The 20,666-nt window shown below is 61.7% G+C and carries 23 protein-coding genes; 10 read left to right on the top strand and 13 right to left on the bottom strand.

The window, feature by feature from the left end; translation table 11 throughout:
* Window positions 1-34: 34 nt before the first annotated feature.
* Window positions 35-511: an NUDIX hydrolase gene (locus tag FNU79_RS04305; protein WP_143719678.1), complete on the top strand. Its 477-nt coding sequence runs from the start codon at window positions 35-37 to the stop codon at window positions 509-511.
* Window positions 512-582: 71 nt separating this feature from the next.
* Here FNU79_RS04305 and FNU79_RS04300 read toward each other — a convergent pair whose 3' ends face one another.
* The 3 genes from FNU79_RS04300 to xpt form a co-directional block, all read right to left on the bottom strand.
* Window positions 583-2,142 (bottom strand): acyl-CoA carboxylase subunit beta, encoded by a 1,560-nt coding sequence (locus tag FNU79_RS04300; RefSeq protein WP_143719677.1) that lies wholly within the window; start codon window positions 2,140-2,142, stop codon window positions 583-585.
* 134 nt (window positions 2,143-2,276) lie between these two features.
* Window positions 2,277-2,777: a general stress protein gene (locus tag FNU79_RS04295; protein WP_143719676.1), complete on the bottom strand. Its 501-nt coding sequence runs from the start codon at window positions 2,775-2,777 to the stop codon at window positions 2,277-2,279.
* Between the two features lie 63 nt (window positions 2,778-2,840).
* Window positions 2,841-3,422 (bottom strand): xanthine phosphoribosyltransferase, encoded by a 582-nt coding sequence (gene xpt, locus FNU79_RS04290; RefSeq protein WP_143719675.1) that lies wholly within the window; start codon window positions 3,420-3,422, stop codon window positions 2,841-2,843.
* A gap of 48 nt (window positions 3,423-3,470) precedes the next feature.
* Here xpt and FNU79_RS04285 point away from each other — a divergent pair, with 48 nt between their 5' ends.
* On the top strand, window positions 3,471-3,800 hold the full coding sequence (locus FNU79_RS04285; RefSeq protein ID WP_143719674.1) for an HNH endonuclease: 330 nt from the start codon (window positions 3,471-3,473) through the stop codon (window positions 3,798-3,800).
* 474 nt (window positions 3,801-4,274) lie between these two features.
* On the opposite strand, the gene FNU79_RS04280 is transcribed toward FNU79_RS04285, so the two are convergent.
* A complete protein-coding gene (locus FNU79_RS04280; RefSeq protein ID WP_225429878.1) occupies window positions 4,275-5,570 on the bottom strand; it encodes a methyltransferase domain-containing protein in 1,296 nt (431 codons plus the stop codon).
* A gap of 130 nt (window positions 5,571-5,700) precedes the next feature.
* Between FNU79_RS04280 and FNU79_RS04275 the strand changes: the two genes are divergently transcribed.
* From FNU79_RS04275 to FNU79_RS04265, 3 genes are all read left to right on the top strand, one after another.
* The gene (locus FNU79_RS04275; RefSeq protein WP_143719673.1) at window positions 5,701-7,092 is read left to right on the top strand and encodes a TrkH family potassium uptake protein; all 1,392 of its coding nucleotides are present in this window, start codon (window positions 5,701-5,703) and stop codon (window positions 7,090-7,092) included.
* Window positions 7,093-7,138: 46 nt separating this feature from the next.
* Window positions 7,139-8,530 (top strand): TrkH family potassium uptake protein, encoded by a 1,392-nt coding sequence (locus FNU79_RS04270; RefSeq protein WP_143719672.1) that lies wholly within the window; start codon window positions 7,139-7,141, stop codon window positions 8,528-8,530.
* A gap of 91 nt (window positions 8,531-8,621) precedes the next feature.
* Entirely contained in the window at window positions 8,622-9,281 is a 660-nt protein-coding gene (locus FNU79_RS04265; RefSeq protein ID WP_143719671.1) for a potassium channel family protein, read from the top strand.
* A gap of 24 nt (window positions 9,282-9,305) precedes the next feature.
* On the opposite strand, the gene FNU79_RS04260 is transcribed toward FNU79_RS04265, so the two are convergent.
* From FNU79_RS04260 to proS, 3 genes are all read right to left on the bottom strand, one after another.
* Entirely contained in the window at window positions 9,306-10,820 is a 1,515-nt protein-coding gene (locus tag FNU79_RS04260; RefSeq protein ID WP_143719670.1) for a 2-phosphoglycerate kinase, read from the bottom strand.
* A 78-nt stretch (window positions 10,821-10,898) separates the two neighbouring features.
* The gene (locus tag FNU79_RS04255) at window positions 10,899-11,582 is read right to left on the bottom strand and encodes a DUF1345 domain-containing protein (RefSeq protein ID WP_143719669.1); all 684 of its coding nucleotides are present in this window, start codon (window positions 11,580-11,582) and stop codon (window positions 10,899-10,901) included.
* 172 nt (window positions 11,583-11,754) lie between these two features.
* Window positions 11,755-13,266: a proline--tRNA ligase gene (gene proS / locus FNU79_RS04250; RefSeq protein ID WP_143719668.1), complete on the bottom strand. Its 1,512-nt coding sequence runs from the start codon at window positions 13,264-13,266 to the stop codon at window positions 11,755-11,757.
* A 111-nt stretch (window positions 13,267-13,377) separates the two neighbouring features.
* On the opposite strand from proS, the gene FNU79_RS04245 reads away from it, so the two are divergent.
* Genes FNU79_RS04245 through FNU79_RS04235 form a run of 3 tightly spaced genes read left to right on the top strand, consistent with a single transcriptional unit; the run spans window position 13,378 to window position 14,954 of the window.
* On the top strand, window positions 13,378-13,851 hold the full coding sequence (locus FNU79_RS04245) for an NADAR family protein (RefSeq protein WP_143719667.1): 474 nt from the start codon (window positions 13,378-13,380) through the stop codon (window positions 13,849-13,851).
* On the top strand, window positions 13,844-14,650 hold the full coding sequence (locus tag FNU79_RS04240; protein ID WP_143719666.1) for a nucleotidyltransferase domain-containing protein: 807 nt from the start codon (window positions 13,844-13,846) through the stop codon (window positions 14,648-14,650). Before FNU79_RS04245 ends, FNU79_RS04240 begins: the two co-directional genes overlap by 8 nt.
* Before the next feature lie 46 nt (window positions 14,651-14,696).
* Window positions 14,697-14,954 (top strand): DUF2171 domain-containing protein, encoded by a 258-nt coding sequence (locus FNU79_RS04235; RefSeq protein WP_143719665.1) that lies wholly within the window; start codon window positions 14,697-14,699, stop codon window positions 14,952-14,954.
* Between the two features lie 133 nt (window positions 14,955-15,087).
* Here the strand turns inward: FNU79_RS04235 and FNU79_RS04230 are convergent, their stop codons facing one another.
* The 3 genes from FNU79_RS04230 to FNU79_RS04220 form a co-directional block, all read right to left on the bottom strand.
* Window positions 15,088-15,720, bottom strand: coding sequence for a TetR family transcriptional regulator (locus FNU79_RS04230; RefSeq protein ID WP_143719664.1), 633 nt, complete (start codon window positions 15,718-15,720; stop codon window positions 15,088-15,090).
* 172 nt (window positions 15,721-15,892) lie between these two features.
* Complete coding sequence (locus tag FNU79_RS04225) at window positions 15,893-16,426, bottom strand: hypothetical protein (protein ID WP_143719663.1); 534 nt, start codon at window positions 16,424-16,426, stop codon at window positions 15,893-15,895.
* Between the two features lie 57 nt (window positions 16,427-16,483).
* Entirely contained in the window at window positions 16,484-17,281 is a 798-nt protein-coding gene (locus tag FNU79_RS04220; protein ID WP_143719662.1) for a hypothetical protein, read from the bottom strand.
* Window positions 17,282-17,311: 30 nt separating this feature from the next.
* On the opposite strand from FNU79_RS04220, the gene FNU79_RS04215 reads away from it, so the two are divergent.
* Complete coding sequence (locus FNU79_RS04215; protein WP_143719661.1) at window positions 17,312-17,665, top strand: MGMT family protein; 354 nt, start codon at window positions 17,312-17,314, stop codon at window positions 17,663-17,665.
* On the opposite strand, the gene prmC is transcribed toward FNU79_RS04215, so the two are convergent.
* The 3 genes from prmC to FNU79_RS04200 form a co-directional block, all read right to left on the bottom strand.
* A complete protein-coding gene (gene prmC / locus FNU79_RS04210; RefSeq protein WP_404825765.1) occupies window positions 17,662-18,543 on the bottom strand; it encodes a peptide chain release factor N(5)-glutamine methyltransferase in 882 nt (293 codons plus the stop codon). The genes FNU79_RS04215 and prmC overlap by 4 nt on opposite strands.
* Window positions 18,544-18,600: 57 nt before the next feature.
* The gene (locus FNU79_RS04205) at window positions 18,601-19,179 is read right to left on the bottom strand and encodes a Jag family protein (protein ID WP_124872046.1); all 579 of its coding nucleotides are present in this window, start codon (window positions 19,177-19,179) and stop codon (window positions 18,601-18,603) included.
* A 95-nt stretch (window positions 19,180-19,274) separates the two neighbouring features.
* Entirely contained in the window at window positions 19,275-19,796 is a 522-nt protein-coding gene (locus FNU79_RS04200; RefSeq protein ID WP_143719660.1) for a DUF427 domain-containing protein, read from the bottom strand.
* A gap of 102 nt (window positions 19,797-19,898) precedes the next feature.
* Between FNU79_RS04200 and FNU79_RS04195 the strand changes: the two genes are divergently transcribed.
* Complete coding sequence (locus tag FNU79_RS04195; RefSeq protein WP_143719659.1) at window positions 19,899-20,651, top strand: fumarylacetoacetate hydrolase family protein; 753 nt, start codon at window positions 19,899-19,901, stop codon at window positions 20,649-20,651.
* The last annotated feature ends 15 nt before the right edge of the window (window positions 20,652-20,666 follow it).

Here is a 20,666-nt window from a genome sequence, read left to right as displayed (position 1 = left end):
CCTCTCGCCTCCTCAAGCCGCTAAACTAAGCGCTATGAGTCATCTGTCACGCACGCTGCCGATCAAGCGTGCGGCCCACGTTTATCTGGTCAACGACCACCACCTGCTCTTGGTCGCCGAGCGCATGGACGACGGCAGCATCTTTTACGGCTTGCCGGGCGGCAAAGCCCACCTCGGCGAAAGTCTGGCCGCCGCCGCCGTGCGCCAAGTCCGCTTTGAAACCGGCCTGAGCGTCACCGATTTGCAGTTTGTCAGCTTGCTGGAAGGTGAGATGCTGAACGGCACCCGCAACGAGTGTTACGCCACCTTCGGCCGCTTCACGGCAAACTTTACCGGCGAACTCGCTCCGACTGACCCCGAAGTGGTCGGTACGCAGTGGGTTCCGTTCGATCAGGTGCTGAGTCTCGTCAAGTTTGGCCCGCCGCCGGAAGTCGAGGAGCGCAACCCGCTGATCTGGATTCCCACCCGCGACTTTTTGAAGGGCGAGTCGCGGACGTATTACCCGATATAGAGCAGGGGCTTAGGCAGTCTCAGCAAGTGGCCGCGTAAGTTGAACACGCTTGCCGTTACGGTGTAGGCGGCTTACAAAGGCTCGTTCCCATGCTTCCGGTAAGGCCGCTGCTCCTCCTTGCCTTCCAGCATCTTGAAGGTGGCTATGAGTCTGCGGCGGGTGTCTTCCATCGGAATGATCTCGTCGATGTAGCCTTTGGCGGCGGCCACGTAAGGGTTGTCGAAGGCTTCTTTGTATTCGGCGATTTTTTCGGCCCGCACCGCTTCAGGGTTCTCGGCATTTTGAATTTCGCGGCGGTAGACGATATTGGCTGCTCCCTCCGCGCCCATCACGGCGACGGCGGCGGTGGGCCAGGCGTAGACCACGTCCGCGCCCATGTCGCGGCTGTTCATGGCCAGGTACGCCCCACCGTAACTCTTGCGGGTGATCAGGGTGATTTTGGGGACGCTGGCTTCGGCGTAGGCGTAGAGCATCTTCGCGCCGTGCCGGATGATTCCGGCGTGCTCCTGCGCCACGCCGGGGAGGAAGCCGGTCACGTCCACCAAAGTCAAAATTGGAATGTTGTAGCAGTCGCAGGTGCGAATGAATCGGGCGGCTTTGTCGGAAGCGTCGATGTTGAGCGTTCCGGCCATCACCTTGGGATTGTTGGCGACAATGCCCACCACCTCGCCGCCGAGATGCGCGAAGCCGCAGAGGATGTTCTTGGCCCACAGCGGCTGAATTTCAAAGAACTCGCCTCCGTCCACGAGGCTGTGAATCACCTCATGCATGGCGTAGGGGCGGCGCTGGTCGGGCGTCACGATGTCGAGCAGCTCAGTGGTCTGGCGGGTAGACGCATCGCTGGTGGGGCGGCTCGGCGGCTTCTGGCGGGCATTTTGCGGCAAGTATTGGAGAAGGTTGCGAATGCCGTCTAGCACCGCTTCGTCGCCGTCAAATTCGAGGTGGGCCACGCCGGATTTGCGGTTGTGAACGTCAGCGCCGCCGAGTTGATCGAAGGTGACTTCCTCGCGGGTTACGCTTTTGATGACTTCGGGGCCGGTGATGAACATAAAGCTGCTGCCCCGGCTCATCAAAATGAAGTCAGTGAGGGCAGGCGAGTAGACGGCCCCGCCCGCACACGGCCCCAAGATGGCGCTGATCTGCGGCACCACGCCGGAGTAGGTGGCGTTGCGGTAAAAGATTTCGCCGTAGCCGCTGAGGCTGTCCACGCCTTCCTGAATCCGCGCACCCGCCGAGTCGTTGAGGCCGATGATGGGGCAACCCGTTTTGGCGGCCAAGTCCATGATCTTGGCGACTTTTTGGGCATTGCGCTTGCCCAGAGAGCCGCCCAACACCGTGAAGTCCTGCGAAAACACAAACACCTGCCGCCCGCCGATGCTGCCGCTGCCGGTAATCACGCCTTCACCGGGGGCTTCCACGCCGCGCATCAGAGCGCCGCCGCCGTGTTCGGTAAAGGTGGACAGCTCCAAAAAACTCCCTGCGTCTAGGAGAGTATCTATCCGCTCACGGGCCGTCAGCTTACCGGCGTCGCGCTGTTTTTGCTGCTTGGCTGCGCCGCCGCCTGCTTCTACCACGGCGCGGCGCTGCTCCATTTCGGCGATCAGTTCTTGAAGTTCTAGGCTGTGGGACATGCAGCTAGTTTAGAGGGCCACTTGCGGTTTGTGGAGCGTGGGCAGCCTAGCTTTTGCTTAAGCTGAGCGCCTAAAACGGGTCAATGCCAAAGCCTCTCTCTTCTCCTCTTCTTTTTCTCCGAGCCAGACGACCTTCAAGACCCACGCGATTCGTGCGGCATCCCCGACAACAGCTCACGCGCCTGCTCAGCCACTTCGCCGTCGGCCATGACGCTGTAGTGATCGGCCCGCATTCCACCGACGCTGGTAAAGTCGCGCCGCCCGCCGCTGAGGGCGTAGCTGAGCAGCCCCCACACCGCGCCGATCATCACGCCAATCAGCAGGCCGTCAATCAGCAGCGTCAGGAAGCTCCGTTCGCCACCGAAGCCCAAGAAGGCAAAGACCAAGCCGATAAAAATGCCCGTCGTCGCGCCCTGCCCCATCCCGAGGCTCAGCGCCCGCGTCCAATCGAGGCGGCCCGTGACCTGCTCCACGAGCTTGAGCCCTTCACCCACAATGGCGGTGCGCTCCACGGCAAACTTTTGGTCCGACAAGTAATCCACCGCCCGCTGCGCCTGCAAGTAATCGGGATAGGTGGCAATCACGACTCGGCTCTTGGTTGGATCGCCGAGCAGCGGATTTGGGCGCATGGTCATGGCTTGAGCTTACCGCAGCCGACCAGCGCGGCGCAGCTCTCCCAAGAAACGGCAAATCAAAGGTCAGCGGCCTTCAACGACCACCACGCCCCCCGCCTCGCTGAGTTCCAAGATATTGGCCAGCGTATGAATCGGCACGCCCAAATCCGCCAAGTGTTCGCGGCCATGCTCAAAGTCCTTTTCGATGACACAGCCGAGGCCGAGGAGCTCCGCGCCGCTGGAGTCAATCATGCTGGCCAGCGCCCGTAGCGTCCCGCCCGAGGCCAAAAAGTCGTCGATCACGATCACGCGGTCATCTGGCCCCAAAAACTCGCTGGACACGAACAAATTCACCACCCCGCCCTTGGTGCGGCTGACCGACTGCGCGGTAAACGACGGCTCTTTCATGGTGATCGGCTTTTTCTTGCGGGCGTAGACCATCGGCACGCCGAGTTCAATGGCCGTGATCAGCGCCGGAGCAATGCCGCTGACTTCGATAGTAAGCACTTTGTTGGGCTTCAAGTGCCGGAAGTAATCGGCAAAGCGCACGCCCATTTCGCGGGTGAGTTCCGGCAAGAGTTGGTGGTTGACCAAGCTGTCTACTTTGAGAATGCCGCCGGGAAGGATGACGCCGTGCTGTTGAATGGCCGAGACGAGGGTTTGCACAAAGAGCAGTTTAGGGGCAAAGCCTTCTGAGGCGCTAGGCTAATCGGTATGGCTCGCCGCACTCCTTCCACCTGGCCCGAAGAACAAGCCCCCGCCGAAGCGCTGACCTGCGCTCTTTGCGGACGCGAAACGCCCGTGCTGACCCAGCACCACCTGATGCCCATCTCGCAGGGACGGCGCAAAGGCATCAAGATTCAGGACTTGCCCAGCGTCGGCTTTTGCGCCGCTTGCCACAACTATGTCCACACCACTTTTTCTAACTCGGAATTGGCCGGGTTTTACGGCACGCTGGAAACCCTCCAGGAACACGAAGGCGTACAGAAATTCGTGGCCTGGGTCAAAAAGCAGCCGATGAGCAAGTCAGTGAAGGTGAAGTAAGGGGCGCGAATTGGTTACGATTCAGACAGCCCCCTCAAATAATCCCATCCCTCACCTCGACATAGAAGGTCTGTCAGGCTTCCACAGAGATAAACTGCATCATTATAAAATGTGTTGCTATGAGACACTGAATAAATTCCGCGCCTTTTATCGCGCTCCATATAGCATAGAAAATGGCCCCCACATTCGTCACCCAAGAACATCACTTCTTAAAATTCCTTTGTGATATATGGACTGTAATTCTTACTAAAATGAAAGATGTATTCTATACCAAAAAACTCGAAGACCAGATTGTTTTTCTTGCTATGCAACAATATTCCATTAGAAAAACCTAAAATATCAAGGTATTCTTCAGGTACAAGACTATACGTCATGTGTAGAGACTCAACTTCCGCAGAAGAAGCGGGAGGGCAGCGGTATCTTTGATCTATACTCAAATCTTCAAAAAGATTGTCTAATATCGTCACCTACACCTTACTTCCGGCTCAGCAAATACGCTTTCGGATGATGCCCGCCGCTGTAAACCTGAAACAGCTCGTGGACGTGCCAGCGATCTTGCTCAGCCATGAGGCGCTCAAACAGCTTGAGTTCGTGGGTCAGCACCACCATCCGGCCCTGGCGCGAACAGAGGCGGTGCATTTCCTTAAGGAAGGCCAGATACAGCGCTTCGTTGCCGCCCCGCACGGTGATGGCGTCGCCCCACGGCAGATCGGCCACGATCAGATCGAAACTGCGCGGTGGCAGGCCCGTCTCAAGCGCGTCCACCCGTGCGACCTCAATGGTTCGGCCCGCCGCCTCAATATTTTGCTGGGCACAGCGTACGGCGTCGGGGTTGATGTCCACGCCCACGAGCGCCGTACTCGGCCCCATCAGGTCACGCTCGATCAGCAGAGTGCCGCTGCCGCTCATTGGGTTGAACACCCGGTCTTGTTCGCGCACGCCCGCCAGCTTAAACACCGCGTAGGCGATGGTGGCGTTCAGCCCGCCGGCCATGTTGCACACCCGCCAGGCACGGGCCGACAGCGGACGCGGGGTCAGGCGGGCCAGCACGTCCCAGCCTTCTTCGAAGCGGGGTTCCGGCGGGGCTTCCGGCTCCATATTCTCGTCAACTTCCTCTTCTTCGCGCCAAACCTCGGCCCGCTGGAAGCGGTTGGAAGGCCGGTTATCACGCCCCCGCCCGGCCCGGCCCCGACTGTCCTGCTGAGGTTCAGGCTCGGCAAAGCGGGGTTCCGGCGGCTTTTCTTCGGGGATTTTATTGGGATTCTCAGTGGGGCGCAGGCGAATCAGCAGCTCGCCCTCTTCGGGGTGGTGCGGAATGCCCAGCGAAATCTCGAGTTCCTCGGCCAAGCGGCGCATGGTGCTCGACTCGCGGCCCGCCGCACTCAGGCGAAAGCTCTGGTGCTTCCCGTACTCGATCACCGGGCGCAAAAACGCCGCCAGATCACCGAGTTGCTGGTGGCCGAGGAGCGCTTTGGGGCGCGGCACATCAAAAGTTTTGACGCGGTAGACCGCCACGCTGGCCTTGAGGCGGGTCAGGCGGGTCGGGTCGCCGGGAAACCAAAAGCGGCCTTCTCTGATATCCCGCGCTCCCGGCACCGCTCCCAGCTCTTCCCTGGCCACCGCCTCCAGGCCGTCCAGCGCTTCGATTTCGTACTCGGCGGCGGGGCCGGTGGGGCCAGTTGGGCGGCGGGCCTTTTTCCTCGGCGGGCGGGCGTCTCTCGAACGGGAATCAGAGCGGGTTTTGGAGTGGCTGGAAGCTGGGCGCGGCATGACTCAGCAGTATAGCGGCTCGGAGGAGCCGTGCGGGCATCAGGTGGGCTGCCGCTCACCCCGGCACCATCAGAACGGTCAGGAGCGTACGGAGAGCTTTTGAGCCGGGTCCGTATTAGACTCCCCATTAATGTCTTGGAAGACCACATTGACGCGGCCCAACTGGCTGCGTGCCCGCTCTCAGCAGCCCAACCGGCGGCGCGGCCAGTTGAGCCCAGCGCAGCTGATCGCCCTGACCTACGCGGGGGGCATTTTACTGGGCACCTTGCTGCTGAGCTTGCCGGGGGTTTACCAGGTCGGGCAGAGCCTGAGCCTCATTCAGCGGCTGTTTACCGCCACCAGCGCCATCTGCGTCACCGGATTGGTGGTGGCCGATACCGCAGAGACCTTCAGCATCTTCGGGCAAATCATTTTGCTGCTGCTGATTCAGGTGGGCGGCGTGGGGATCATCACTTTCGGCACGCTGTTCGCTTTTCTGCGCGGGCGGCGCATCAATTTCTCCGAACGGATGCAGCTGGCCCAGCAGGTGCAGGCGCTGGACGTCGGCGGAGTGCTGCCGCTGATCCGGGCGATCTTTACCTACACCCTGGTGGCCGAGCTGATCGGCACGCTGCTGCTGTGGACCCGCTTCGGGCCGGAGCAGGGCACCTGGCCGGGGCTGTATTCGGCTTTCTTTCACGCGGTCAGCGCTTACAACAGCGCCGGATTCGTGCTGGGCGATTTTAGCCGCTACGTCGCCGATCCGCTCATCAGCCTGACGGTCACGGCGCTGATCGTGCTGGGCGGGCTGGGCTTTCTGGTGCAGCTCAACGTGTTGTCGAACATACACCGGCCCCGCCAGAACCGCCTGCTGACCTACACCAAGCTGACCCTGACCATCACCGGCCTGCTGCTGGTGCTGGGCACGCTGCTGATCGCGCTGACCGAGTGGCACAATCCCAAAACCCTAGGGCCACTGCCCCTGAGCGGCAAACTGTTGGCCAGCTTATTTCAGAGCGCTACCCCGCGCTCCGCCGGTTTTTCGACGCTGCATATCGCCTCAATGCAGCCGGCCAGCATTCTGGTCGTCATGATCTTGATGCTGATCGGGGCGAGTCCCGGCTCGACTGGCGGCGGCATCAAAACCACCACGCTGGCGGTGCTGGTCGGCTCGGCCTGGAACATGGTGCGCGGGCGCGGTGAGCTGGTGGTCTTCGGGCGGCGCATCGAACCCGACATTGTGGTGCGGGCCGGAACCGTTACCACCCTCTATGCGGGACTGCTGCTCAGCGCCCTGTTCGTGCTGATGGCCACCAACGGGCACCTGAGTTTTGAGCTGCTGCTGTTCGAGGCGATCTCGGCGGCGGCCACCGTCGGCCTGAGCCTTGACGTGACCCATCAGATCAACACCGCCGGGCTGCTGCTGCTCACGGCGCTGATGTACCTGGGCCGCATCGGGCCGCTGACCTTTGCGGTGGCCTTCAATCTGCGCGGCAACACCGCCATCAAGTACCCCGCCGAGCGCGATATTCCAATCGGCTGACCCGGCCAACCGGGGTGGCCCGGGGTGTAGAATCGCTCTCCTAGCCATGCGACGCTCACCGTTTAGCCCATCCAGCCGACTGCGCCTCAACTTCTTCAGCTTCAGCAAATTCACCCCGCCGCAACTGATCGCGCTCACCTTTGCCGTGACCATCGTGGTGGGAGCGCTGCTGCTGTATTCGCCGCTGACCCACCAGAGCGGCCACAGCCTGAGCTTGGTGCAGTCGTTTTTTATGGCCACCAGTGCGCTGTGCGTCACCGGTTTGGCAGTGGTCGATGTGGGCAGCACCTTCAACTTGTTCGGCCAGTTGGTGATGCTGGCACTGATCCAAATCGGCGGGCTGGGCATCATCACCTTCGGTACCCTGTTCGCTTTTTTGCTGGGGCGGCGCATCAATTTCTCCGAGCGCGTCCGGCTGGCCCAGCAGGTCTCGGCCTTCGACACAGGCGGAGTGGTGCGCCTCATTCGCCAGATTTTTATCTTTACCCTCAGCGCCGAAGCGCTCGGGACGCTGCTGCTGGCCCTGCGCTTCGTGCCCAAAGAAGGCTGGGGCAAGGGGCTGTACTACTCGCTGTTTCACGCGGTCAGCGCTTACAACAACGCCGGATTCAGCCTCTATCCCGACAACCTGATGGGCTTTGCCGGCGATCCGCTCATCAATTTCGTGATCGGCGGGCTGATTATTCTGGGCGGGATGGGCTTTATCGTGCAGATCAATATTCTCGGCCACTGGCGTAGCCCCCGCCGCGAGCGCATTTTGGTGCACAGCAAAATCGTGCTGAGCGTGATGGCGGCGCTGCTGGCCGTCGGGATGCTGAGCTTTTTGTTGTTCGACTGGAACAATCCGCGCACGCTGGGGCCGCTGCCGCTGGGCGAGAAACTGCTGGTCAGCTTTTTTCAGGGTGTCACGCCGCGCACTGCCGGTTTCAACACGGTGGATTACAGCGGCATCAGCCAGCCGAGTCTGTTTATCACCATCATCTTGATGTTTATTGGAGCCAATCCGGGGTCAACTGGCGGCGGCATCAAGACCAGCACCTTTTTCGTGATGATGATGGCCGCCATCAGTTTGGTGCGCGGGCGCAGCGACCTGGCAGTGTTCGGGCGGCGGGTCGACCGCGCCACCATCGTGCGGGCCATGACGGTGGGGCTGCTGAGTTTGGGCCTGGTCAATACCGGATTCTTGCTGCTGCTGATTGCCAACAACGACAACAACTTGTCGTTCGAGCGCCTGTTTTTTGAAACTGTCAGTGCTTTCGGCACAGCGGGCCTGAGCATGAACACCACCACCCTGCTCAACTCCAATCAGGAAATGATCGTGTCGGCGCTGATGTATCTGGGCCGCATCGGGCCGCTGACCTTTGCCGTGGCTTTCGGCAACCGCGTCAAGAGCGAGCCGGTCAAGTATCCGCCGGAGCGCGACATTCTGATCGGCTGAGCTTTGTTCACGCCGGGTGGCTTAAACTGAGCACAATGTTCACGCCTTCCACGTTCCGCCACTCACCCCTTCCCGCCCACCTCGCCGCGCTATGAAAGCCAAACAATGCCTCGTCATCGGTCTGGGCCGCTTCGGCACGGCGGTGGCCACCACCCTCTACGAGATGGGCCACGAAGTCGTCGCTGTGGACCAGAAGGAAGAAAACGTCGAGCGGGTGCTGAATTTGGTGACGCACGCCGCCATTTTGGACGCCACCGAGGAACGGGCGCTGCGCTCAATTGGCGTGGCGGATTTTGATGTGGTCATCGTGGGCATCGGCACCGACGTGCAGGCCAATATCTTGGCCACCATGAACGCCAAGAGCCTCGGGGCCAAGTACGTGGTCTGCAAAGCCATCGACGAAATGGCGCGGCGGGTGCTGGAGCGGGTCGGCGCTGACCTCGTCATTCGGCCCGAACACGACATGGGCGTGCGGCTGGCCCGCCAGATCGCCACGCCCAACATCGTGGATACCCTCGATCTGGGCGGCGACTACGCCATCGTGGACATCGAGGCCAACGAGCGGCTGCGCGGCACCCTCAAAGACCTCAATCTCAGCAACAGGTTCGGAGTGCAGGTGATTGCCATCAACCGCAGCGGGCGCATCGAAATTACCCCCCGCGCCGAGGAGGAGCTGCGCCCGCACGACAAGGTGGTGCTGATCGGCACCAGCCATTCGATTGACGAGCTGCGGCGGTTTTTAGGAAGCTGAGATTGGGAAGTGAGGAAAAGCCCTCTACCGCTGCATTTCCTCGCCCACTTTGGTCAAGTCGGTTTGCTCCAAGCTCAACTCCTCGTTGCCCAAGAGCCTGACCCGCTCTTCGGGCGTCAGCTCGGTCAGGATCCGGCGCATCACCACGTCCACAGCTTGATCAGCAGATTCGTCGAGTGACAAGCTGTCCAGAATCGGCACGTCCAGCCGCCGCGCCAACTGCTCGAGGTCGTCCTGCATGGCCCGGATTTCTTCAAAGTAACGCATGTAGCGGTGCAGCGGGCGGCTCTGGGTGGTCTGCTTGTCACGCGACTCGAAGTGGCGGCGGTGTTCGCTTTGGTCGGGCAGGGTAATCAGCATCGGGATGACGATGGCTCCGTGACGCGCACTCAAGTACCCCGGCACCAGATGCACGCCTTCCATCACCACGCTCATGCCTTCCTCGATGCTGCGGCGCACCACTGCGTCGAGCCCCACGCTGACCTGCTGAACTTGCTCGCGGAAGCCCAGCAGCAGCACTTCGGTGCTGGGATGCTCCGGCGTGACCTCGTTGGGATCGCTCAGCGCTTGCCAAGCCGTGAAGGTAGAAGCGTGCAGGGTCGGCAGCAGCGCGGGCGAAACCATCGAGCGCATCACCTCGCGGATGCTGTCGGTGCTGATGACGCGGGCGATGCCCAGCCGGTAAGCGATTTCGGCGGCCAGATAACTCTTGCCGGTGCCGCTGACGCCGCCGAGCAAAATCACCAGCGGGCGCGGCGGGTGGCGAATGACTTGCAGCAAGCGGTAACGGGCCGCCACATCCGGCCCCACCTCGGCTTCCAGGAGTTGCTCGACCCGCTCCCGAATGATCCGCCGCTCGACCAGGCGGTCTTCCGCGCCGCGCAGTTGGCGCTGGGTGACGCGGGCGACCTTGCGGGCCGAGTCGGGCGGCACGCCAGCGGCCAGCAGCGACTGACTGAGAATCCCCTTCGAGAACGGCTCAGGCGCGTCGCCGCTGCTGCCCATCACGCCCAATTTGCCCCGGTTTTGGCGCAAGAAACGGTAGGTCAGTTTGAGCTGCTCGCCGTACATGTCCTGCAAAGTGCGCTCGGTCAGGTCATCGATCTCGGCCACGCTCAGCGCTTTGACGCCCTTCTGGCGCAACTGGATGTCGATGCGGCTGGCCACCGCGTAGGCTTCGCTGCCCAGTAGGCCAGTGTCTTCTAAGCTGCGGGCCAGCACCCCACGCGAAAAAGGCAACTCACCTTTTTTGGCAATGACCATCAGGTCTTCGTAAGCGGCGGTCTGCTGCTCAACCGCCGCCGCCATCACTCTGCCGCCCACGTCGCGGGTCACTTCCACCATCAAGGCTTTGAGCTGGGCTGCCGAAACAGCGCCGCGCCGACTGGCCCGCAGCTCGGCTTCGACCCGCCGCGCCACCGCTGCGGCTTCGTCCGGCGTCGCGCCCGCGTTCAGCAGCGATTCGGCCACCAAACCGCGACTAAACGGCCACTGCCGCCCCGGGCTGCCAATCTGAAGTTCCCTTGTCACTGAAGGCATTCTAGCGGCTTATGAACGTAAATACTTGAAAAAGCTGGCCCGGAGCTGACATTCCCCTGACAATAAAGGAGCAAAGCATTAAGACAGCACGCTGCTGACCGCGCTGATGGCCAGAGCGATAATCACCACGCCGTAGACGTAAGAAATCAGCGAGTGGCCGGTCAGCAGCCGCCGCATCGGGCGCTGATCGAGGTCGGTGTCGGACACCTGATACGTCATGCCGATGGTAAACGACAGGTAAGCAAAATCGAGGTAATCGGGTTCAGGCGTGCCGGGAAACTGCACGCCGCCTTCGGGCGTTTCGTAATAGAGGTGAGCGTAGCGGAACAGATACACCGTTTGAATGACCAGCCACGACAGCGCCACGCTCAGCAACCCCGCACCGATCAGCAGCTCGGCTTGCAGTGGCTGGTTTTTGAGGCTGCCCGCTTTGGACAGCGCGAACATCACGCCTGCCAAACTGATGATGGAAGTGGCCACCGCGATGAGTCCGGAGGCCCGCCTGCCGTTGTCTTCTTGCTGGGCCACCTGCCGAATCCAGTCGCCGTTGACCGAGTAAATCAGCCGCCAAGAGGAGATCAGGTAAGTGCCAGCAGACACCAGCCAGCCCACCAAGGCCCGCAGCTCCCAGGGAATATTTTTCCAGGTGGCCGGATACGGCATGAAAGCGCACAGCGCCCAAGCCGCCACCCCGAGGCCAAACGACAAGAGAAGCCGCATAGGAGCATTGACGCGGACGGGAGGCATAGAGGCGGCAGACATTCTCCCAGCTTAGGGGCTCAGGTAGAAGGCAAGTGAAGGCTTCGTTTTCAAAACCTTGAGCGGGGTTTTCCAAAGTGAGGCTAAAGAATCCCGGATGATGGCCGTCTGAATATCAAGAAAGGGAGCTGGACGCCAGCAACGCCGCCCACTCCCTTCTGTTTATTCTTGTCTCCTAGTACTGCCGCCCGAAGATCACTCGCTTGCCGTAAGCGGCGGGCTTGCCAGTATGCACGCAGACGCCCTCTTCCCTTTCCGCGAAGAACTCGGCGTCGTCTAAAGGGATGTTGCGGGCGGTGGCTTTGGTGTCTTCCTTAATCTGACGCTCGCTCTCAGGGTCGCCAGAGTGGAAGGCCCGCACCCATTTTCCTGCTTCGATGGCGGCTTTGAACTCGTCGTAACTGTCCACCGTCACGGTGTTGTCCAGCATGAAATCGGTGGCCCGCTTGAGCAAGAAAGCTTGAATAGCGTCCAGACGGGACGTGATGCCGCTGACCGCCTCAGCGCGGCTTAGCGTTTCTTTTTCGTCGCTGGTGCGGTCTTTGACGACCACCACGCCCTGCTCAAGGTCGCGGGGACCGAGTTCGATGCGCACCGGAATGCCCTTGAGTTCCCATTCGTTGTACTTAAAGCCGTTGGTCACGCCGTCGCGCTTGTCCACCTTGACGCGCACGCCCTGAGCGCGAAGCTCGGCAGCCAGTTTCTCGCCCTCGGCCACCATTTCATCAAAGTTGTCTTTGCGGCCCACCGGAATAATGATCACCTGGGTCGGCGCGATGTTGGGCGGCATCATCAGCCCTTTATCGTCGCCGTGGGTCATGATCAGCGCCCCGATAATCCGGCTGGAAATCGCCCACGAGGTCGTGTAGGCAAATTCTTCTTTTTGGTCGCGGGTCTGGAATTTGACGCCGAAGGCCTTGCTGAACTTCTGGCCGAGGTAGTGGCTGGTTCCGGCTTGCAGGGCTTTGCCGTCGCGCATCATGCCCTCGATGCTGTACGTGGAGGTGGCTCCCGCGAAGCGCTCGGAAGCGGTTTTCTCGCCGCGCACCACCGGCAAGGCCAGAATGTCGCGGCAAAATTGGTGGTACAAGTCCAGAATCATCCGCACTTCAGCTTGGGCTTCCTCGGCGCTGGCGTGGGCGGTGTGGCCTTCGTGCCAGTAAAACTCGCTGGTTCGCAGGAAGGCTTTGGTGCGCAGCTCGGCGCGGAAGACGCTGCCCCACTGGTAATGCAGAAACGGGAGGTCGCGGTAAGAGTTGAGCCAGCCGCTCCACATGTGCCCGATGATGGTTTCGGACGTGGGACGCAGCACATAAGGCTCGGCCAGCACTTCAGTGCCGATTTTGTTGACGGTGAACAGCTCTGGCGCAAATCCCTCCACGTGATCGGCTTCCTTCATGATGAAGCTCATCGGAATCAGCGTGGGGAACACCAAAGATTCGTGGTCGCGGGCTTTGAATTCGTCGTCCAGCCACCTGACGATCCGCTCCCACAGGGCGCTGCCATACGGCTTCATCACCATCGCGCCCGCCACCGGGCTGTTGTCAGCCAGGTCCGCTTTTTTGACGACTTCGTTGTACCAATCGTTGAAATCCACGCTCTGGGGCGTCACACCGTATTGCTGGGCTTTTTTGTCGGAGTTGGACTGAGCTTGTTTGGGCTGGGTTTGGGTCTTCTCCTGCGTCATAAGCTGCATGGTAGCAAGCTCGGGCCGCCAGCGAACGCGCCAAAGCACTCAGGGAGCGCTCTAAGCCAAGTGGCAGACGTACTTCATCTGCCCAAGCACCAGACTTAACGGATGCCGCCGACTGTTTATTTCTACAAAACCGCCCACGCCTTTTCCAACTTCCATCCGAGTAGGTTTGAGAGTGGCGGCGTGGTGTACCGCTGGGCCGAGCAATACCTGATGGCCCGCAAAGCGGCTCTGTTTGGCGACCAAACACGCCCCGCACTCATTCTGGCCGCCCACACACCCGCCGAATGCAAAGCGCTGGGCAGGCAAGTGACGCCTTACGACAACGCCGCTTGGGAGAGGGAGCGCTCTGCGATTGCCTTGGAGATGCTGCGGCTCAAGTTTGGACAGAATCAAAAACTTTTGGCGGAACTGATGGCAACAGGTGACGCCGAATTGGTGGAAGCCTCACCCACTGACCGGATTTGGGGCATCGGTTTTGCCGAAGCCGAGGCTGAGTTTCACCGCGCCGAGTGGGGCCAGAATCTGCTCGGCAAGGCTTTGATGGCCGTGCGAAAGGAATTTCAAACCAATGCTTGACCTGGCCCACACCCTCGCTGCCCGCCTCGGTCAGCTTTCCGGCGTGGAGGCCGTGACGCTCGGCGGCTCACGGGCACGCGGCAACACTCCACCGGATTCGGACTGGGATTTGGGGCTGTATTACCGCAAGGAACAGCCCTTTGACTTGGCAGCGCTCAATGCCCTGTGCCGCGAACTCGACGACGCCGGAACCGCCGAGGCCACTCCGATTGGCGGCTGGGGGCCTTGGGTAGACGGCGGCGCGTGGCTGACGGTGGGCGGCGTGCGGGTAGATTTCATTTACCGCGAACTGGGCCGACTGAGGCGAAGTGTGGCAGACGCGCTGGCAGACTACATCAAGCTGCACGCCCAGCCCGGCCACCCACACGGCATCCACAGCCACCATTACGCGGCGGAATTGGCGGTGGGCCAGCTTCTGTTTGATCCGGCCAGCCGCCTTGCCGCCCTCAAAGACGAACTGGGCGGTTATCCTCCGGCGCTCAAGGCCGCCCTGATCGCCCATTACGACTGGCAACCGGATTTCTGGCTTTACGGCGCGGTTAAAGGGCTGGGGCGCGGCGACACCCACTACGCTCAGGGCTGCGCTTATCAAGCGGTGATGGCACTGGCCCAGACGCTTTGTGCGCGGAGCGAGACGTGGATCACCAACGAGAAGGGCGCGGTGACCTTGGCAGCGGGCGTAGCAGGTGCGCCGCTCCACTTTGCCGAGCGAATCGGCGCGGCCCTCTCGCCGCTCGACCCAAGCGCCCTCCAGCAGCTCATCCAGGAAACGAATTGTCCTGTCTCAAGGTGGCCTTGACATTACCCACATGAAAAAGCAGGGGCTGTGGGCGTAGCCTGCTGCTATGACCAACAACGACATGAGCCAAGTGGACAACGCCCTAGACCAAGAACTGCGCGACTCCATCACCGAGCACTTGCAAGTCAAGGACGCCAACGGTGAGCACGTCGGCACGGTGGATCACCTCGACGGCGACCGCATCAAGTTGACCCGCACCGACAGCAGTGACGGCCAGCACCACTACATCAACCTCAGCGACGTCAAGAGCGCCGATCAAGTGGCCGTGTACTTGGAAAAAGCCAAAGCCGACTTGAAAATGTAGACCGAGTAAAACAAAAGCTAGACAACACGAAAGGGGCCGCTGAACTTAATCAGCAGCCCCTTTCGTGTTGTAAAACCAATCCGCCGTTAAGATCACTTGCTGAAACTATTTTCATGCCTGACGCGGCCAGCGGTTAAGGTTGCAAATAATTCAGCAGCGCCCTGAGCGACACCTTCAGTTCCTCTTCGAAATTGACCATCAGAGGCTTGAGATCGGGGTTGAGCATCAAGTTGCGCCGCGCCGGAATTTCTTCGACCAGATGTTGCCAGCCGACCGACAGCGCTTCGGTGTGAACCAAAACGCGCATCGCCAGGTCGTGGGGATAAGGCAGCCTTGGGGCGGTCTCCTGCATTAATGCCACCACTTTTTGGTGGAAGGCAATCGCCTGTTCGCTGCGCTCGAGCACGCTGCCGAGCAAAAGCTGAAGGCGGCGCAGCGCTTCGTGGCTGCTCAAGCTCTGGGCGATCACGTCGGCGACTTCATCCGGCTGCTTGGGCTGGCGCTCGTCGAGCAGGGCATTGAGATCGCTAAACCAGGCTTGGTAATGCTCGGCGAGCAGCGCCAAGAACAAGTCTTCTTTGGTGGAAAAATAAAGGTAGAGCGTTCCTTTGGCGAGCCGCACTTCGCGGGCCACTTCGTTCATGCTCAGATCGGCGTAAGGCGTCGTGGTCCAGAGGCGTTCGGCGGCGCGGAGAATATCGCCTCTGCGAACGAGTTTTTCTTCGGGGCTGCGGGCGCGGGCTGGGCGGGAGGATTGACTGACCATCGAACTGACCTTATGTCAAGTCGTAGAGCAGTTCTGTGAAAGGTTTCACGCCGAATGGGAGAGCGCCGCAGCGGTAAACCTATTGATTAAAACTCGCTTCATCCAAAAGTGATCCGGCGCTCCAGAGCGGTGAGCGTTCCTTTATCCGGCACCCATTTGAGGCCCCAGACCACTACCTCAAGTTGCTCTCGCCGGTGGGCTGCCCGTCGCTGGTCTCGGAGTCGCCGTCACTGAAAAACTCGCTGCGGGCCTCGCGCAGCTCGCGCCGGGCCGTTTGCAGATGAATGAGCAGTGCCGGCACGTCAGCGGCTTCCAGCGCGAAGGCGTCGTCGGCAGCGATCCGGCTGCTGGGGTCGAGGCGGCGCAGCATCACAGCTCCGTCCGCTCCTTCAATCCGGATGCCCCAGTTGGGCGCTTCCTCTGGATACAAAAAGTCGTAAACCTGACCGCCCTGTGCCCCAATCACGGCTTGCCGCAGGGCAGAAGCGTTGGGCACGAAACTCTTCATCACTTCGCGTTCGCGCTCGGGGTCTTCGGGCCACTGCACCACCCGCAGCTGCATGACCGGCCCGAGTTCGGGCGTGCTGATGTCGGGATTGGGCGCGGCAGCCACGTCCACGCTGTAGGGCACCGGCTGGGCTTCGGTGCGCTCGATGCTGCCGGAAACGAGGTGGGCGCGGAGGCGGTGCTGGGCAGTGGTATCCATTTTCTTACCCTACTTGGCGGCGTGCGCTGCCGGATAAGCCGGAGCTTGAGGGGAAATTCAGACGTGGGTCTGCTTCACGGCGGCCACGCGCCGCACCAAAGCGTCCAGCAGCGGTTCGCGGGCGTCCAGACCGAGTTCGGCGGCCAGCCGGCGGCACAGTGTTGCGGCCAAGTTCAGCGCCTGACCCACTTCACCCTGCACCTTCCAGATGTACGGCGACCACTCGCCCAGGGTTTTTTCGGCGAAGCGGGTGGCGGCGGGAAAGTGGGGCGCTCCCTCCACGAACCGCGCCAAGCGCAGCAGCCCAGCGCGTACCCAGGTCAGCAACTCGGCAGCCCGCAGCGCCTCGCCCCTGACCCACACCGCCGAGGCGAACACCAGCCAGTTAAGCGTCTGGTCATAGACCTGCTGCGGCGCGTCGGGCGTCCACGCCGGGCCGGACGCCCACCCGCGCAGAATTTGGGCGAGCTGGCCGTCCGAGTCTTTCACCGACATGGCTTCAAGATCCGGCTCAAGGCGGGGCCAGTCCTGGATGTCGCTGAGCTGCGACGTCTGCGCCAAGTGAAACTCAATTCGGTGCAGTTCGGGCGTCACGGCATTGGGCGCAGCGAAGTCATTGATCACGTAGAGAAGCAGCGGCGTCACCTGTTCCAGAAAAGCTCGGGCGTCAAACAACTGACCCTTGTACAAGTAAGCGTAATACTCGAGGTCGCTGCAGCCATCATCCAGCCGCGCTCCACTGACCCGCTGAGTCCGGCTGCCGTACGCCAGCGCGTGCGAGATTCGGGAATCGGCCCGCAGCGCCGCCCTGATTTTCGTGTCCAGTTGGTCAAGCGTTTGGGGGCCGCAGGTCATAAGCCAGCTTACCCGCTAGACTGGGCTTCTATGACCGCGCCTGCTTCCGCTGCCTTCAAAACCCGCGTCCTGGCTCTGGTGGCGCAGATTCCAGCGGGCCGAGTGATGACCTACGGCCAACTCGCCCTGCTGGCGGGGCAGGTGGGCGCGGCGCGGCAAGTCGGCTACCTGATGAACGGGCTGCTCGAAAAACACGATTTGCCTTGGCAACGCGTCATCAACGCGCAGGGCGCAGTCAGCACCGACAAACTGGGCTTTGGAGATATTCAGCGCGGCCTGCTGAAAGCTGAGGGAATTGAGTTCAGTACGGCGGGCAAATGCGATCTGGGCAAGTACCAATGGTGGCCCGAAAGCGACGCGCCGACGCAAGAGCGGCTGTTTTAACGCGGCAGCAGCCAGGCCAGCAAAAAGCGCTGCCGCCCCACCCAATCGGGGTGAACTTGCACAGACCAGCCCGCAGCACTCAGCTCTGCGGCCAACACTTCCACATTGCGTGGATCGAGTTCCAGCAGCATTACCCCACCGGAAGCCAGGACACGCGGCGCAGCGGCAACCAAGCGCCGGGCCAGAGTTAGGCCGTCGGGGCCGCTGTAGAGAGCCAAAACGGGGTCGTGCTGGACTTCGGGCTGGGCTAACGCTTGGTCGGCGTCGGGCAGATACGGCGGGTTGCTGAGCAGCAAGTCATACGGGCCGCTGAGGCCAGCGAGCAAGTCGGCCTGCACAAACGTCACGGTCAGACCGTTGAGGTCGGCGTTTTGGCGGGCCAGTTCCAGCGCCTCACCGCTGATATCGCTGGCCGTCACCTCGGCGTCAACCCGCGCCCGCTTGATGCCGAGGGCCAGCGCTCCGGTGCCGGTACCCACGTCCAGCACACGCGGCGAGGGCTTAGCGCTGATTTGCGCGAGGGCCAACACCAGCAGCACTTCAGTTTCGGGGCGGGGAATCAGGGCGGCGGTTGAGACGCGCAGGCGCAAGTCGCCCCACTCCACTTCACCGAGCAGGTGTTGCAGCGGCTCACGGGCCTCGCGGCGCTGGGTCAGGTGTTCGAGCTGCCAAAGCTCCCGCGCCTTGAGCGGCTGTTCGCTGCCCATCAGCAGTTCGAGGCGGCTCAGCCCAGTGGCCCGCTGCACCAGCTCGCGGGCGTCGGCTTCGGGTGAGGGCACGCCCGCTTGCCGCAGCCGCCGGACGGTGCCGCGCAGCGCCGTTCCCAGCGTATCCGCCTGAGGCTCGGCGGGGTCTGGCGGCGAGGCGTCTGTGCTCACCTCAGCCACTCAGCTCACAGCCGGGAAGCGACGGGCAGGGCAAAGGCGAAATGAAGCTCACTCGGTCATTTCGGTGCGCGGCTTGATCACCAGGTGGCGGCCCGCACCTTCGCCCACCGATTCGGTCGTGACCAGCGAGTGGTCTTTGAGCGCCACGTGAATGACCCGGCGCTCGGCGGGCGACATCGGCTGCAAGGCGTGGACTTCGCCGCTCTTGGCCACCTGCACCGCCAGCCGCTCAGCCAGCTTGCCGAGGTTGTCGGCCTGACGGCGCTTGAAACCGCCCGCGTCGACCCGCACCCGCACGTCGCTGCGTCCGGCGTGCTTAGCCAGCACCGCGTAAGCCAGCACTTCGATTGCGCCCAGCGTGCGCCCGTCACGGCCCGCCAGCTTGCCGGCCCGCTCGCCGCCGATGTCGGCTTCCAGCGCTTCGCCAGTGTCGCGCACCGTCAGGGTCAAGTCTTGGCCGAGGTGTTCGATCACGCCGTGCATAAACTGCTCGAACACGCTGAAGGCGTCTTGGCTTTCCATCGGCGGCGCAGCGCTTCCCAAAGCGGCCTCGACCACGTTGGGGGCTTCGTCGCCCTCACTGATGCCCAAATTGGCAAGGTAATCGTCGAGGTTTGTGTTGTCCATACCCTTAAGTTTACCCTGAGAAGCTGACAAGGCTCTGTCAAAAGGATGCCAAAGCCCATTGACGCCGTGACAGCCCCGAACTGCTGGTCAACCGCTTACCAGCCCATCGTTCCGGCCTCGCCCTTAAACGGCCCCTTGATATCCGCCGTAATCCAGCCGCCGTAAAACTGACCCGGCTGCGGCGTGACCACTTCACCCTCCACCCGGCACTGATCCATTTTGCCCGGATAAACGGCCAGATACCCGGCCATCTCGCGGAAGGCCAGCGTCGGCTGCTCGTAGCTCCAGGCGGCTTGCTCGGCGACTTTTTGCTGAGCGCCCTGCCCGCCACGCAGGGTCCAGTACGTCGCCTCGCCCTTCCACTCGCAGGCGCTACGGCCCCGGGCCAAGCTCAGCACGCCCGCTTTGAAGGCGTCGGGCGGCAGGTAGTAACCGGGCGGGTGCGAAGTTTCCAGCACCCGAAAAGCCGGATGCGTACTCTGGGCGGTATCGGCGATCAACTCGCCGCCCAGCCAGATTTGCAGGTGCTTGGAGGTGCGTTCCAGTCTTGGCGGGCGCGGGTAAGCCCACACCGATTCTTGGCCGGAGTGGACGGGATCGGGGGCAGGGCGTTTCATAAAGGCATTGTGGCCTGCTGGGCGGCTGGGCTTTGGTAACAAAGTTCACGCGGCAAACGGCTGCCCGCTCTCCCCCGTCCGGCCCCGCGCTAGACTCCTCACATGAAGCTGATTCGGTTTAGAGACAATCAGGGCGTGCGCTGGGGCCGCCTAGACGGTGAAAACATCCGGGTAACGCGCAGCATGGGCGGCGAGGAAACGGGCGAGAGTGTCAGCCGCCGGAGTGTCACCCTCCTGGCTCCCGCTGAACCCAGCAAGATCGTCTGCGTGGGGCGCAACTACATTGACCACATCAAGGAACTCGGCAACGACACGGGCGAGTTGCCGCGTGAACCGGGTCTGTTTCTCAAAGCTGCCAACACGCTAGCCGAAGACGGCGGCAGCGTGGCCTATCCGGAGTGGTCGGAAAACTTTCACTTTGAAGGCGAACTGGCGCTGGTCATCAGCCAGACCGCCAAAAACCTGACGCCCGTCGAAGTGCCCGCCGCCATCTTGGGTTACACCTGCGCCATTGACCTGACAGCCCGCGACAAACAAAAAACCGATCTCCAGTGGTTCCGGGCCAAGGCCGCCGACCGTTTTTGCCCGCTGGGGCCGAGCTTGGAAACCCAATTCGACCCGACGGACGTGCGGATTTGCACGCGCATCAATGGAGAAACCAAGCAGGACAGCCGCACCAGTTTCATGATTTTTGATGTGGTGCAGATTCTGACTTACGTGACCCGCTACGTGACCTTGGAGCGCGGCGACGTGGTGCTGACCGGCACCCCTTCCGGCGTGGGGCCGCTGGAGCGCGGCGACCGGGTGGAAGTGGAGATCGACGGTCTGGACATGCTGAGTACCCAAATTGTTTGAAGTTGGGATGGGTTG

The sequence above is a fragment of the Deinococcus detaillensis genome (assembly GCF_007280555.1).
Taxonomy (GTDB): Bacteria; Deinococcota; Deinococci; order Deinococcales; family Deinococcaceae; genus Deinococcus; species Deinococcus detaillensis.
This window is presented reverse-complemented; position numbering and strand designations above follow the sequence as displayed.